At 39.0% G+C, this 15,354-nt stretch carries 15 protein-coding genes; 8 read left to right on the top strand and 7 right to left on the bottom strand.

The window, feature by feature from the left end; genetic code table 11:
- Positions 1 to 4: 4 nt before the first annotated feature.
- Complete coding sequence (locus M2408_RS10450; protein ID WP_259181516.1) at positions 5 to 862, bottom strand: hemin ABC transporter substrate-binding protein; 858 nt, start codon at positions 860 to 862, stop codon at positions 5 to 7.
- 311 nt (positions 863 to 1,173) lie between these two features.
- Between M2408_RS10450 and M2408_RS10445 the strand changes: the two genes are divergently transcribed.
- The 8 genes from M2408_RS10445 to M2408_RS10410 all read left to right on the top strand — a co-directional run bounded on the left by M2408_RS10445 (position 1,174) and on the right by M2408_RS10410 (position 9,582).
- Positions 1,174 to 3,552, top strand: coding sequence for a TonB-dependent receptor (locus tag M2408_RS10445; protein ID WP_259181514.1), 2,379 nt, complete (start codon positions 1,174 to 1,176; stop codon positions 3,550 to 3,552).
- 120 nt (positions 3,553 to 3,672) lie between these two features.
- Entirely contained in the window at positions 3,673 to 4,428 is a 756-nt protein-coding gene (locus tag M2408_RS10440) for an HmuY family protein (protein ID WP_259181513.1), read from the top strand.
- 30 nt (positions 4,429 to 4,458) lie between these two features.
- Complete coding sequence (locus tag M2408_RS10435; RefSeq protein WP_259181512.1) at positions 4,459 to 5,151, top strand: hypothetical protein; 693 nt, start codon at positions 4,459 to 4,461, stop codon at positions 5,149 to 5,151.
- Between the two features lie 157 nt (positions 5,152 to 5,308).
- On the top strand, positions 5,309 to 6,097 hold the full coding sequence (locus M2408_RS10430; RefSeq protein ID WP_259181511.1) for an HmuY family protein: 789 nt from the start codon (positions 5,309 to 5,311) through the stop codon (positions 6,095 to 6,097).
- A gap of 124 nt (positions 6,098 to 6,221) precedes the next feature.
- The gene (locus tag M2408_RS10425) at positions 6,222 to 6,929 is read left to right on the top strand and encodes a hypothetical protein (RefSeq protein WP_120257335.1); all 708 of its coding nucleotides are present in this window, start codon (positions 6,222 to 6,224) and stop codon (positions 6,927 to 6,929) included.
- A gap of 89 nt (positions 6,930 to 7,018) precedes the next feature.
- Positions 7,019 to 7,822 (top strand): DUF5018 domain-containing protein, encoded by an 804-nt coding sequence (locus tag M2408_RS10420; RefSeq protein ID WP_259181510.1) that lies wholly within the window; start codon positions 7,019 to 7,021, stop codon positions 7,820 to 7,822.
- An 87-nt stretch (positions 7,823 to 7,909) separates the two neighbouring features.
- Positions 7,910 to 8,917, top strand: coding sequence for a hypothetical protein (locus tag M2408_RS10415; protein ID WP_259181509.1), 1,008 nt, complete (start codon positions 7,910 to 7,912; stop codon positions 8,915 to 8,917).
- Between the two features lie 101 nt (positions 8,918 to 9,018).
- Positions 9,019 to 9,582 carry a biliverdin-producing heme oxygenase gene (locus tag M2408_RS10410; RefSeq protein WP_259181507.1) on the top strand — a complete coding sequence of 188 codons (564 nt, stop codon included), beginning with the start codon at positions 9,019 to 9,021 and terminating at the stop codon, positions 9,580 to 9,582.
- Between the two features lie 466 nt (positions 9,583 to 10,048).
- On the opposite strand, the gene M2408_RS10405 is transcribed toward M2408_RS10410, so the two are convergent.
- From M2408_RS10405 to M2408_RS10380, 6 genes are all read right to left on the bottom strand, one after another.
- The gene (locus tag M2408_RS10405; protein ID WP_259181505.1) at positions 10,049 to 10,426 is read right to left on the bottom strand and encodes a barstar family protein; all 378 of its coding nucleotides are present in this window, start codon (positions 10,424 to 10,426) and stop codon (positions 10,049 to 10,051) included.
- A 267-nt stretch (positions 10,427 to 10,693) separates the two neighbouring features.
- Positions 10,694 to 11,062, bottom strand: coding sequence for a hypothetical protein (locus M2408_RS10400; protein ID WP_259181503.1), 369 nt, complete (start codon positions 11,060 to 11,062; stop codon positions 10,694 to 10,696).
- A 95-nt stretch (positions 11,063 to 11,157) separates the two neighbouring features.
- Positions 11,158 to 11,721 (bottom strand): hypothetical protein, encoded by a 564-nt coding sequence (locus M2408_RS10395; RefSeq protein WP_259181502.1) that lies wholly within the window; start codon positions 11,719 to 11,721, stop codon positions 11,158 to 11,160.
- A 156-nt stretch (positions 11,722 to 11,877) separates the two neighbouring features.
- Positions 11,878 to 12,609, bottom strand: a complete 732-nt coding sequence (locus M2408_RS10390) for a hypothetical protein (protein WP_259181500.1) — start codon at positions 12,607 to 12,609, stop codon at positions 11,878 to 11,880.
- A 616-nt stretch (positions 12,610 to 13,225) separates the two neighbouring features.
- Complete coding sequence (locus tag M2408_RS10385; RefSeq protein ID WP_259181499.1) at positions 13,226 to 14,731, bottom strand: hypothetical protein; 1,506 nt, start codon at positions 14,729 to 14,731, stop codon at positions 13,226 to 13,228.
- Between the two features lie 58 nt (positions 14,732 to 14,789).
- Entirely contained in the window at positions 14,790 to 15,299 is a 510-nt protein-coding gene (locus tag M2408_RS10380) for an STM3941 family protein (RefSeq protein WP_259181497.1), read from the bottom strand.
- Between the last annotated feature and the right edge of the window lie 55 nt (positions 15,300 to 15,354).

The following is a 15,354-nucleotide window of genomic DNA, read 5'->3' as shown; positions in this document are numbered from 1 at the left end:
TGATCTATTTTGAATCCATTACTTTTCCAAATCCACGGTGCAGTTCCAAGATCGCATCAGGCAGCCGATTACTGAAGTTAACGAGCAAGGAGGCATTCATTACCAATATACGGTCGTTTTTACCCGCATTGGTAATTCGCATCCCTGGCAATTTAAGAATAGCTTCCTCCCCTCCCAGGCTACTCGCACCAAAATCAAACAATAATATTATATCTGGATTGGCCTGAACTAATGCCTCTGTCGTATAGGGCTTAAAGTCCGAAAACTCCTGTATAGCGTTCTTTCCACCAGCTAAATTGATCATCGCATCCAAGCTACTACCCTTTCCTGCAACACTCATTGTTCCTGTTCCGCGTGCATACAAAAACAGCACTTTCGGCACCGCCTTACCTTTATTTTCTTTTTTTACCAGCTCCAAGGTATGATCCAGGCTTATTTTTGTACGCGATACCAGGGCTTTTCCCGAAGCAGGTTCACCGACACCATTAGCGACTTCCTGAATATAGCGCAAAGCTCCAGCGGCAGAATAATCTGGTTTGACTGCAATAAACTTTACGCCAGCTGCTCGGATCTGCTGAATTACGGCATTGGCCACATCGCCCTCATTTGCCAGAACAAGTGTAGGCTTAAACGACAATAAACCTTCAGCCGAAACAGAACGGTTTTTGCTTACCCTTGGCAATGCCGCCGCAGCCTTTGGTGATATACTGGTCACATCTGTCGCAATCACACGATCCCCTATCCCGAGCCCGTAAATTGTTTCTGTCAGTGAACTGTTCAATGTAATAATCCGTTGCTGTACACTTGCCCATCCTCCAAGATGTAGCAAACAACAGAGCATAATTAAGTAAATTCTACGCATCTCTTTCTGTTAACTCCATTAGAACCACACAAGATTTTGTTTCTTGTTTTCTTGTATGCCAATTGTATTTGATTACAAAACAAATCAATAATCAGTCTAAATACAAATTATTTTCAATTCACCTAAATAAAGGCATACAGCAGAATAAACAAGCTATCACACTATCTTACAACAAAGTAGCACACAAAACTAAGCTCATTATGAATAACAAAAATCGGATTAAATAGAATTTATGACAATTTGCATATAGAAAAATCCAATAGTATTACCTTTTTTTGTAACATTATTTAGAATGATTAAAAATAAAAATAGTGTCTAAAAGCCTCTCTTCTATTCGAATAGGTACAGTAATCGCCCTGTGTTCCTGCCAGATCTTAGCTGTGCAAGCGCAGGAAAAATGGAAGCTATCCGGAACCTTAAAAAATGAGTCCAACAAAGCGGTAGCCAATGCAACTGTCTACCTATATCCGGATAAATATGCTTTCAAAACAGATACCGCTGGAAAATTTCAATTCAATAAACTTTATGCTGGCCGTTATGAACTTGTCGCACAAGCGTTAGGCTATAAGGAGCTGCGTCAATTTGTAAACTTGACGGATAAAAACCAGGAACTGACCCTTACGGTACAGGCAGATAGTCGTCAAATCGGCGAGGTTGAAGTAAACCGTAAATTGGAGGCCGTTGATAATCTTATCAAAGCCGAAAACGCTGCTATGCCGGTCAAGGTCATCACAAAAAGAGAGATTGAGCTTATGGGAAGCCGTAGGTTAGACGAAGTCCTGAAAGAGCAGACTGGTATTGCTATCGTCAATGATATTGCCGGTGGTTCTAGAGCTGTTGGCGTTCAAATTCAAGGCTTTAGCAGCAACTATGTCATGGTATTGGTAGATGGACAACCCATGCTTGGCCGTAATAGTGGCAATTTTGATCTTTCCCGTATTTCGGTGACCAACATTGAGCGTATCGAGATTATCAAGGGTGCATCCTCCTGTCTCTACGGCAGTGATGCACTTGGTGGCGCTATCAATATTATTACCCGTCATGGCGCCATAACCCCACAAGTACATGCTTCCCTCCTCTATGGCAGCTTAAACACAGTTGACGCAACATTGGAAGGCGAAACACCATTTTCCAATCAACGGGGTAGCGCCGTTGTTTCCGGAAATTACTACCGTACAGATGGATTCAATACGGACAAACAATACCTCAACTCAAAAAGTACAACATTCCCGCCTTATACCAACTACAGTTTTCAGGGGCGGGTACGCTACCGCACGAGCAAAAATGGTACAGTGGGAATGACGGGCCGGTTTGCTGCCCGCGAATCTGAAATGATCAATGCCTGGTCTGAAGACCGCGCCCTGCAGGACAAGCAAAAAGATCAAGATATCAATCTGTCAGCCAGCTATGACCATAATTTCGAATCAGGACTACGCAGCATGACACGTTATTATTTTTCCAGGTTCCATTCCCAGATCGCGGCACAATGGTTGCAACAAGGGGTTTTGGCCAGCGCTGAAGAGTTTGGTCAAAATGTACACCGCATTGAGCAGCAGTTCGCCTACAGTCCAATCCAACAGGTCAAGTTTACGAGTGGAATTGGCGGCAGTTTAGAGCAAATGGATAATCAGGACCTGGATGCCAAACGCTCGTTGAACAGTGCGTTTGTCTATCTCCAAACGGAGTGGAAACCGGTAGACCGCATCCTGACGACACTAGGCCTACGTTATGACCAGACCAATGTTTATAACGGGCATCTGAGTCCAAGTTTAGGTTTACAGTATCATATCAGTCCAACATTATTGGTCAAAGGAGGTGTTGGCGCTGGGTTCAAAGCGCCAGACTATAAGATGCGTTATCAGGTATTTTTCAATCCTGCCGCCAATTATTTAGTTGTAGGCACCGAACGGGTAGCCGATGTGGTTGCTGCCATGGACCAAGCGGGTGAATTGAGTTACAAGAACAGCTATATGCTGAATTTAGTCGCAGGTAACTTAAAGGCCGAAACTAGCCTCTCCAACAATATTGGGCTTACCTGGAATCCTTCAACCAAATTTCAGGCAGATTTTTCTCTTTTCTATCACCGTATCAACAATCAGATCAATACGGTCAGTGTAGGTAATGGTACAAGTATCGCGCAGATCTATAGTTACCGTAATTTACCGAAAGTGATGAATAAGGGTTTTGAAGTTTCAATGAGTTATCAAGCTACCAGGGATCTGCAATTATCCATGGGCTATCAATACCTCATCGCAAAAGATCTTAGTGTATTGGATAGTATCGCAGCGGGCAACTACCCTTATAATCAGATCAATGATGCTGCAAGCGACCTCTATCGACAGAGCAAAAAATCGGACTATTGGGGCATTGAGGATCGCTCGCGCCATATGGTCAATTTCAAAGCACAATATGAATACAAACCCTGGGGCGTCAATGTCAATGCCCGTGTCAATTTCCGAGGCAACACCCCTTTTCAGGAGAATAATGGAAATCAATTTATTGACAAGTATGACATCTTTATCCCCTATCATACACTCCTGAACATGACGATCGAAAAAAGCCTGATGAACCGGAGGTTAACCTTTCGTCTGATCGGCGACAACCTGTTCAATTTTACCAGCCGCTACCTATTGGGTCAGCCCGGTAGAGTGATTATGGGTGGAGTCAGTTATCGATGGATGAAGGATTAGAGATTGGAGATTGGAGATTGGAGATTGGAGATTGGAGATTGGAGATTGGAGATTGGAGATTGGAGATTGGAGATTGGAGATTAAAGCTAAAGAGAAGTACACAAAATAGTAGATAAAACAATGAGAACAATTAACATCATTATAGCGGAATGCAGCATCTGGCTTTCATTTCATAAGATTGGACGTTGTATTTTTTCAGGTTTTCTGGCACTTATGCTCCTTTCCTGCGGGAAGGACAAAGACTATACGATTGGACTAGAAGATGGCAAGAGTGTGGTCATCAAAGATCTGGCCGGTGACACCGATGCCGCCATGGGTGACGGTGCCGAGGGTAAAGAAAAACGACCCTTCAACATGTTTCTTTTCCGATTTAAGGACAAAAAGCAAATCTGGATCAAGACAAAGGCCGACTCCGCACAATGGCTGAAAACAAAAGACTGGGATATTGCCTTTACGGGCCCCTACAATTCTGAAGTCTTTGTTAACAATGCTGTTGATGAGTTCAATCCAGGTTATCAGGGAGAAGCCAACAATACGGCTGTCATGCTATTAAAGCAATCATACCAAAGCCTGACTGTTGCACCTTCGGACGAAGAATTTAATAAGAACGGAACGGGCAAAATTGGTTGGGCATCCAACTCGGAGTCCCTAGGCTGGTTTCAGTATAGTCTAAGTACCCATATTATGCAAGCGCTGCCCAATCGCACCTATGTTATCCGACTTCCCGATGGTAAATATGCCAAGTTACAATTGATCAATGCCTATAAAGGAAATCCATCGGCAGTGACCAATATGAACTGGCCAGCTCCCTATTACACCTTTAAATATTATGTACAGGAAGATGGCAGTAAAGATTTAAATACAAACACATTATAAATAAGGAAAAATTACACAATTAAATTAAAGATGAACAAATTATTTACAACAGCGGCACTTTTATGTGCATTGAGTCTAGGTTTTACTTCCTGTAGCAAGGATGATGATAAAGTTGAACAGGTAGAACAGGAATACCAAGCTAAGGTAATGGTGAAAGATGGTGAGACTGTTGATTTGAAAAAAGTTTCCAAGACCATCAATACGCAAGGAACTATCAAACGTACCGGAAAGATTTATTCATTGCGCAATTTTAGACAATTTACTATTGGTGAGGATGGTAAAGCTACTACTACTGCAGCTGAAACATTTTATTTTGATTTTAAAGAGAATGACGGTATTTCTAAAGCCGACTTTGTAGTTTCTATTAATGCAAAAGGTTCAAATGTTGATTTTGTCACAAATAATAGCAAAGGATATACTTTATCTTACATTGATAAAGCATTTGATGAAGTTAAAGCCACCGATGAGTTCACTGCCGCTAAAAATAATTTATTAGGACTTCAATCAACCTACGCACCAAACGTAATTGGTTGGGCTAATTATACTGGAGCACCAAATCATCAAGTATTGGCAGTCGCTAACCGAACAATTATTGTATTAAAAGATAACAAACCATTTTTCAAAATACGAATGAATAGTGTCTATGAAAATGAAACGATGAATCGCGAGGTGGCGCCAAACAATTATTTCTTCTATTCTATTGACTACCAAGAGTTCAAATAAAATGATAGGCAATAGATTATTGCCTATCATTTTATCGCGAATCGATCAAAACCAAAATTAATATATAAAATATCATTTTTCATACACAAGTAATAAGCTAAACTCTTTACCTTTACCATTATTTAGAATGATTTTAAATAAACATAGAATACAACACATGAACATATCAAGACAGCTTACCAGAACAAAATATATTGCATTACTCTGCATTGGTCTGGCAATCAATACTGCTTGCAGCAAATCGGATCCAGTAACCGAACCTGTTGTCGAGCCGCCGAAAGAAGAAGAGAGCAATACCGGGCTTTACAATAAATTGATTACCGTACGCGATTTCGCTGCTACAGATAAAAACGATGGCCAAAATGCTGCCCCTACAGTTTATTATAGCTTGGAAACCAATAAAGGTATCGCGGAAACAAATCGTCAAACGCGGAACTGGGACATTGCATTCAGCAATATCTTCAACAGCCACGTGTCTGGAAATAACGGGACGAACAACACGAATTTTGGTTACGGCAATAACGCAACTGGTGGTATCCTAATCGTTGAAAAAGCATTTGATGAAGTAACAGAAGTACCGGCTGACACTGAATTCAAGGTAATCGGCGATGCGATCGGAATGGATCAGAATGGTGATGAAGGAAATGGAGTTGGCTGGTTATTGTATGACTTTTATGGTCGTCTGGTTCGGGAGCACGCTGTTCAGAACGAACATGTTGCTTATGCGCTTGGAAATGGACTAACATTACTGAATGGAAAAGTAATTAAACCACGAACGTTAATTGTTCGTACGGCAAAAGGCAATTATGCGAAAATTAGACCGATTTCAATGTATAAAGGTCTCTATAAACCCGAGCAATGGCTTAAAGACTCCCCCCATGTATTTATCTCTTTTGATTACGTTATCGTACCAAAAGGCAGCAAAACATTTGAGATAAAACCCTAAATAGTACAATTCTTATTCAAAAAAAACCGGATATACGGTCGAGGTACATCCGGTATCAAATTGACTAATTAACATATATTTATTAACTAGCCCACTGTAGAAGTGGCAAAATTACGAAAAAGAAATGAAAATCAAATTCAGAACTTTATCAATTGCCTTAGGTATTGCCGCGATTGGCATGACCGCATCATGTAGTAAAGACAATTCACTTGCTCCTAGTATTGAAGAGCAATCACTCAGCAAACGTGCTGTTACTCCTTCGACGACAATTGGCGGTACGGTAAACTTTACCGCAACCGGTACAAAAGGATATTTAAAAACGATCGCTACAGGCACCTATGGTGCACGCAATTTCCACCAAGGTACAGTGCCAGATTTGGTGGACACAACGCAATGGAAAAACCCAGCCAGCACCTATTACTACAACTTGATTACCAATGATGGTGGTACATCCACTAGCTATGATTTTCAATTTAGTGGTACAGCAAATGCGAGTTTGACCGTAAATACGACGAAGTATAACTTGTATTATGTAAATACAGCTTTTGAATCTGTTTCTTCAAGTACTACAGGAACATTAATTGCAAACGGTACAGCAGCTTCCAATAGTACAAATGGAACAGGCAACCCGAGCAGTACTGGCTGGTACATCTATAACATTAGCAATCATATTATGAGCAGCTATGGGCCGAGAACGTATATTTTAGAAAACAAGACAACCGGCGATCAATGGAAATTGCGTTTAAATAGTGTTTACAAGGACGAAACTCCAAATGCGAGCTACGCCGCAACAAACTTTCCGTTTATGAGTTTCGATTATAAGAAACTATAATAAGCCTTAATACCCTTATTTTTTAATAAGAATTGTAAATTTTAAATCCGGTGCCAGCCTTGCTGGTACCGGTTACTTTCCAGACTAAAATGAAAAATCAGTTATTAACCACCCAAAAATTTAAGATCGCTACAGGCCTTTTATTGAGCAGCTTGTATTTAAGTTCTTGTACCAAAACAGAAATTCAACCCTATGAACCGGAGAGCATGGCCCGGATCAGTAGTTTCAAGATTGTCAATACCAGCAAAGAAGTCATTGGCGCTATTGACAATGACGCCAAGACCATTACGGTTACGCTGCCCGAAGGACTCTATATGTCCAGCCTGGAGCCTGAAATAAAAGTTGCCACAGGCGCAACCCTAAAACAAGGTTCGGATACACTGATCACCAATATGGTCGATTATTTTTCCAAAGGCCGTACCATTCAATACCCTGTTACCGCTACAGATGGCAGTACAGCCACCTATACGCTGATCGTCAAAAGTGATCAACCATCGCTCAATTTGCAGGAGGTTAGTTCGAACTCAAATGAACCAGTTGTATATGACCAATCGTACTGGTATACCTCAAATGATATTTACATTTACAATAACTTCGCTAGTTACCCCTATATCGCGACTTATGAGAGTGATCTGGAACTAGTTCGTGCTAGCTTAGTGGATAAAGACGGGAAAGAGTATCCATTTAATATAGCTGTGACAGGCACTCCCCCCTCGATCGAAAAATCCTATATGCATCTTGTTCTAAATGATATTAAAGGGCGCGTCACAGGCAGCGGCAGTTCATTAAAATACAACAAAGTGCCGGCAGCAGGCGATTATTATGTCAAACTGCGTTACTACAGCCGCGAGGAAACCTTAAAAAATCCTATCCGAATTATTTACAACAACTAATCATTGTTTTCAAAAGCGAGATCATGACCGCATTCGCTTTCAGGTATTGACGGAAACACTCCCCGGCGATAGAAATTTACCCCAAATATGAAAAAAACAACCACATTATATCGCATTCCTACCCTATTGTTAGCAGTAGGAATCACACTATTCTCCGCTTGTAAAAAAGAGTACGAAACTGCGCTAACGCCTTACACAGAAATCACTTCTTTTAAAATCCCTTACAACGCAGGCAAAGATACCATTGTAGCAGCTGTGGATGGTGAAAACATTTATGTCTCTTGGCCCGGATCAACCGAATGGCCTATTCCGGAGACTGTTGCTCCGATTATTAATATTTCAAAAAATGCAAGCATAAGCCCTGCCTCAGGAACGGCAATCGCACTCAAAGATGGACTGCAATATCAGGTAAAAGCCCAGGATGGCACCATAAAGACCTATACGATAAAATTGTCAAATGGGTCACTATTACCTTCCTTTCGAGACGAAGAAACGCAGATTACTGCTATCGTGGGTCAAAGCAATTTCAGTATCCCAATGAATAATCTTGCGCTGGATGGAAGTGATAGTCTGTACCTCGTCAACGATCAAAATAAAGCCTATAAACTTATGCTGAATAAAGTTGAAAACGGACTTATTATTTTCTATGTGGATCAGCAAGATGGCTCGGGGATTCCTTCAGGTGATTATTACGCACAGGTGATGAACAAATTTGGTATTCCTGTTAAAAGCAGTAAAAAGTTCGTAAGCGTTGCAGCCGATCAGTCACTTCCTTATGTCTATTTTAACCATGCAAAAGAATGGCAGGTCAAAAGAGGTGAAATTATAAATCTTCCTGCAAGACATTTGAACAAAACGTCAGATATTAGAGTTGTAAATTTAAATTACACCGAAGGTGCTTTCCCCAACAGTTTATCTTTGAACTTTGTCGGTATTTCAGATGATTTAAAATCCATTAAAGTGCAGATACCCGAAGATGCTCCAATAGGCATTTCTTCAGATTTAAACAATGGTATTAGCATACGGGTCCGTCTTGATCGTTTTATTACACAAGCCACTCCCTATTATAATTATCCGATCAAAATCGTAGAATAAAATCCTGTCGTTTTTCATAGATGATAAATCAGAAAACAGCATAAATATTTGGAAATAAATACGAATCTTTGTATAGAATCGTTATAAATAAAAATAAGAACATGTTAAGTCAACATATCAAAGAGCATACGCACGCTGCTCACCAAAACGTAGAAGGAACGATCGTGCGTCAATTGAAAAATATTCGTTCTGAAGCAGATTATGCTGAGGTATTAAAAGGGTTCTATGCTTATTTCCGTGCTGTAGAAGATAACATCGCTCCTTTCGTTACGGCTGAAGTATTACCAGATCTTGCCGAACGCCGCAACTCGTCTTATATCAAAAATGATATTGAGACGCTAGGTGGCAACGTCGATAGCTTGCCTGAAGCAACAGCACCTGCTATTAACAATGTGTTGGAAGCGTTAGCATCTTTATATGTGCTGGAAGGTTCTATCATGGGTGGCCCGTATATTGTACAGATGCTGAACAAATATGGTGTCAACAAGGGAACCTCTTTCTTCGAAGGTTATGGTGAAAATAGCCGCGAAATGTGGGCTGGCTTTACGGCTGTATTAAATAAATATGCTGAAGATCCTGCAACTTATGATCGTGCAGTGGAAATTGCGAACCAAACTTTTTATAACTTTGGGGACGTATTCACTCCGATCACAAGTGCAAACTAAAAAGGCGTGATATTGTTTAATCCTTCAGATGGAGCAAAAAGACAATAAATCAAAATGGTTGAAGCGTGCCGGCATGGGGGCATTCCTCTTCTTCCTGGCAAAGGGACTTGTATGGCTTGCGGTATTTTTCTTCGCAGCAAAGTCCTGCAGCGTATCTATTTAGTTTTAAATAAGTAGCAGTCTCCGAAATTGTTCTTTAGTACAATTGGGAGACTGCTTCTATTGTGTTACCTCATTTTGCCGTTATTTCTTTAGATACACCATAAGTTCAGCGGCATCCGGCATAATGAACTTATTGTTCAAAATAACACAATCCTCTTATATTTGGGGTGTGATAGAAATCATAAATATCTTTTTTAGGTCTATCCAAATTGCAGTTTTCTCGTTGTAGGCATAACACTGAATATCCAGATAATTTATGGGATCCACAGTAATCTCCTTATTTTAAGAACTCCTATCTTTTTTATCATTTCGAATCGGTAATAAATTTCATAATTTTCGGTTCATCTTCTTTGGAAAAAATTACTTTAAAATAATGATCATCAGTATCTGTCCAGTCTTTAGCTGCAGAAAATATTATTTCAAAATAAGTCATTAACTCTTCCTCCGAAAGTATAGGAATTTCTGATTGTACTAATACAACTCCTCGCTTACTAATCCAGCTAAAATCTCTTAAACAGTCAAATAAAGCGTTCCAGTTATCCCCAAAATAATCTGGAAATGCAAGAATATCGCTCAACTGTCTAAACAGATCATTTTTATCTTTTACTTTTTGGAGATATGCAACGTATTCAATGTCATTGAAATAACCCATCGGATTTTCTAAAAATTCAATTTTCTTCATCTTTCTAAATCTAAACAAATCAACTTCTATCTAAGATAAAATAACCTTCCTCTCCACAGCCCCAACAAACAAAATTGCTTTTGATGGTAATGTCGCAGTGAGTTGTATTAAAGACAAAGATCCATCGTCCTTCCTCCTTATACAGCTCCATATCATAAAATTCGATTATGATATACTCTTAATGGGAATACAAAAAAATTAAATTAAGGTTTTATAACTGTCGCAATTTCATTATTGCAATTCCACAACCTATCTTTCTAAATACAATTAATCAGTCTTTTCATAAAAAAAATCACAAGTATCATCTAAAACAATCATTATATTATTTCCTGTTTTTTTTATTTCTAGTTCAGACGAAGCAGTACCTCCTGAATAACTCAAAACTAATAGTGTTCTAAAAACACCATATTCAATACGATACTCTCCATTCCCCCAAAAAGAACTTCTATATTTATTATCATCAAGCAAAGTGAGTATATCATCCCTATCAGGAATTTCTCCGATAGCACCACATTCATGATATTTAAAATAATATTTTCCTAATACCATTGAGGGAGTAACTAACCTTGAATAGATGATTGCAATAGGTAATAAAACCAAGATAAGTAAGAGTGGCCAATTATTAGTTTTCTTCATTATTTTTAATAAAATGATAGGATTATTCTAAACTCAGCTAGGAGGCCTCTGCTAGGACCTTTTCAAGGAGAGTCAACGAACGAGAGATGATTTATTTACTCAGAAATGTAACTATTTAGATCAATCCAGTTATTTGAACTTATAATAATTCCGTGTCCGTAATTTTTCAGGTATAAGTGTAACTTAACTTTTCGATCTGAGGTCGAAACCCTTAATTTATTTTGATCTTTTCCAGCAGCAAATTCATAAACAACTACTTTATCTTTTTTTAACATTAATTCAAACTCTTCCAGAAAAGCACAGTTAGGGAGGACAGAGGCAATGCTTTCCCCTTCTGGTATAAACTGAGATGATAGTAATCTAAATTGATCATCTGTATTTTCAACAATAATTTGGCTATGTTTTAACGCATCTGGATTCTTCGTTTTATAAAATACAGTCGGATCTTCCCAATAATCGGGGCAACCTATAGCAAACATTCTTTCATCTAATTTTAATACAGTGTCTATTTTAGATTTGAATTCCAATCTAACAAGGTAATTATTTGATGTTTTTTTTATTATGGTTTTTAAACATATCGGATCTTCACACTTTTTTGGAGATTGACATGAGGCTAGGATAACTAAAATGCCGCCTTTAATAAGTAAATTTATTTTCATAACCCTCTATTCCTTGTTTAAATCTTTCAGTCGTATTTTTTCAGATTTTTGTCGATCGTTGATAACCTTGACAATATAATTAACAAACACTAGAATCACCCAATTTTGATTACTTCTCAATCAAATGTTCTATCTTGATCCAGATTTCCCATATCCTTAGTGTAGCTGAAAAGCGGCTAGAATCGAAGCTGGATTAAAATCTATTTCGTTGAGCACATTCGACCGGCGGCTACTTTTTTCCAGATACAGTATGGTAAATCCAACAAATATGGAGCTACCTACAAAATCGCTACATTTGATAGTCAAGGTCTTTGCTGGTATCCCATCCTGTTTAACATCGTATTCCCACTCAATATCTTTTATCTCTGTAGGCTCAAACTCGTCGAAGTCAAATGAGACTGCAAAAAATTTAAATACTACCGCATTGCATTTTTCAGGAAGGACCAGCGCTCTTTTTATATCAAACTCCGGAAATGATATTTTAAGCTCATTCTTCTTGTTCAGGGAGATTACCGGATCGATAAAAAGATAATCCTGCATATAACAGTTTTCATTGAACTGAAAATTTACCAACCGATCCAATACGCAGTTACTCAGCGTCCGGCTGCCCTTTTCGCAATCAAGATTTGTCTTTATCGCGCGATAGACCTGCCTATTTAACCGATTGCCCATCTGTCCATCATGGAGATCCTGGTGGACTTCCCCAAAACACATCCGGATCATTGCACCTGCGCGACTTACTTTCCCAAAATCTTTACCTGCCCATTTGGTATCATCCGTCTGTTTGACGCGATATGGCCTGCTTTGCAGGTAGTTTTTATTGCCAACTTTTCTATTCACCAGCGGGCCAACCAGACCCCTGATAAATCCATTATCATTTATTCCCATACCTAAATATACGACGGTAAACAACTGATGTAAAGCATCTTATTTATTTTTAGCAAATTTCAAATTCGAGTAAAATGACAATTATAAATATTGCAATTTTCAAGGGACTTCGTTGTAAATAACTTATGGACAAGTTCGCCACAAGCTCGCCCCCCTCCCGACTTGTAAAAAACATGCAGGTACAGTAAAAGCACCTTAAAAGGTGGACTCAAGGTGGACTCACTGTGCATTCAATATGCTTACAGGTCGAACTTGGTAATAACTTGGCCTTAACTTGGTCACCACCAGTCCCCTCTCCCAACCAAACGTCACCATCAAACATTCCCAAGAAACCTGTTTCCCCTTTTCTTACCTGAATCGCCTAATGCTGTCATTTGACAACTTCATTGCCACTATATCCCGTTTATCCTCAGGGCAAAAAAGCTTCTAGAGTATACTTCAAATTGTGAGGCCCTTTTATTTCTCTTATTTTGCAATTTTTAATAAAAATAGACTTCGAATAAATAACGTCCAATTTTTTAAGCGAATACAATTGAACAACCTAAAAACGTCAACCTATCTCAAGCCAATTTAGCAATAGCGGCATTTCAAAGTAAAGAATAAGATTGCCAGCGCATCAATTTTTCATTTTTTTCTGCAATTCCCTCAACTGCTCGTAATTATCTTTTTCTATAGTATGAGGTGCAATAGCCTTAATCAGTGTCAACGTCCGGTCACCGGAGTGGTAACCATAGATATGATTTTTATCGCGAAAAAAATAGTTGTATTCAATCACCACGGGTATCTGTCCTCTACCCCCATCGCAACCTTCAATAACATCCACAGTAGAACCAAGCAATTCCATGCTTTCCCGATCTGCGCTGTTGGGGATCTCTTTATTTTCTATCAGCAATTTATCGTCATAAGCGTAAGCTAGTTTCAGATCTTTTAAAGTGGACTGATGTGTTATTGTTCTTTTCTTGGTCAAGGTATTATCGTCAAATACCAATTGCCTACCATCATCAAAGAAATTGGGAATTCCTTTTTGATAAGAATAGACTCCATTGACAAACTTGCTATCTTTACTGAGCCATGTCACAGGCTCTAATGTTCCCGCTCCATCTTGGTCCTTATAAAAAGCTGTGCCATCAAAATATAATCCAGATGCAGTGATCTCCAATGACCTTGGCTGTGCAACAGCTTTCAGGTTCATTGGTGGCTGATCATTGATCAGATCCCAGCCATTATAATATATCTTGCCTTCCTTGTTGATAAGCTCATGTTGTTTATTCAACCATTGTGCTTTTACTGGATACAAGTAGGCAGTTGTACCATCCTGTAGATCCAGTCCCGCCGAAATATAGCACCAGATATTTCCGTCATTAAAATCAACAAACGAATTCAGCCAGTTTCGGGCCACCTCTTTAATTGTAAATGGCCGTTTCAGATCAAGACTCAGAAGTGATTCGGTAATATCCATTTGATCAAAAATACTGACATCATAAATGTAGGCCGTATTCCCATCCGTAAGCAAATATTTATCCTCATTATTTTCTAGTTTGAGGCATTGTATGGTCGCAGGGTTCAGTCCCTCAATTATTTCAGCCGTTAATTGTCTACCTTCATAGCAATAGACATGCTTGTCGTCCTTGAGCAGATATCTACGATTTTGGAATTGAGCGAGTACAATAGGTTTGTCGGGAAACAACCTGGTTGCTGTCTTGGTTATTTTTTTTGCGTATGGATCAAAGGAGAAAGAAAACCATTTTCCATGTATATAAAGTAGATCTGCGTCAAATGTAGCCTGCACATCTTTTCTAGCTGCAATTTTTACTGGCGTTACTTGATTAACATCAGAGAATTCGGCCGCAAGTAAATAGTAGGCACTATCATCCATCAGGAGCATATTATCTCCATTTCGATTGATCATTTTCACATCCTTGCCTACCTGTAACATGGATATATACCGTTGATGCGCCATACTCATACCATTAGGATCCATAACAGTAATCTCTAAAAAAGGGCTACCTTTTACCAGAACAATTTTATAGGTTGTCTTTGTATGATAATGATAACATTCACTTGCCCGCAGCACAACCTGGGTGAGCAGCAAGAATAAGGTGATTACAATTACTTTTTTCATTTCCTAAAGCGATTATTTTATCAAATTACTGTCCAGCATTGACTAATCACGCTATCCATTATTGGCGATACCGTTGGTGGTAATCTGTAATCAGATTTTTAAGTTCATTGAAATCAACAGACAATTGATCGGCCGTCACGGCTATTCCATTACTGACAACAAATTGTTGCAACTGCGATGAAAGGTTTTGAATATGATCTTCTGGATTCCGCAATTTCAAAGAGACAAATGGAACACGATGGGCAACTCCCTCCGATACAGACTGCACTGCAGTCCATTTTATTAAACCAATCGCTTTCCCGAGGGGTGTTCCCTTAAAATGGATACCATCTGCATTCAAAATAAGACCTGTTCGGTCTTTATCAAACATACTCCTTGTACCGGAAACTAAACCATAACAACCAAGGCAGCCCATCATAAACATCAATGTACCAAAGGTTATATCTATTCTTTGAGCTACAAAGAAAATGTAATAAGCAAAGGTCAACGTCGCGACAGTAAACACAATACCGAACACGATTAATTTCAGGCGCTTTTTGCTGTCAAATTCTATAATAGTCTCATTCATATATCTGTTTTTTAAACTTACAGGTCACTATCTCCTTATTGGGCTTTTAACTAAT

It is taken from the genome of Sphingobacterium sp. BIGb0165 (assembly GCF_024810095.1).
GTDB lineage: Bacteria > Bacteroidota > Bacteroidia > Sphingobacteriales > Sphingobacteriaceae > Sphingobacterium > Sphingobacterium detergens.
The sequence above is the reverse complement of the archived record's forward strand: the minus strand, read 5'-3'. Positions and strand labels throughout refer to the sequence as shown.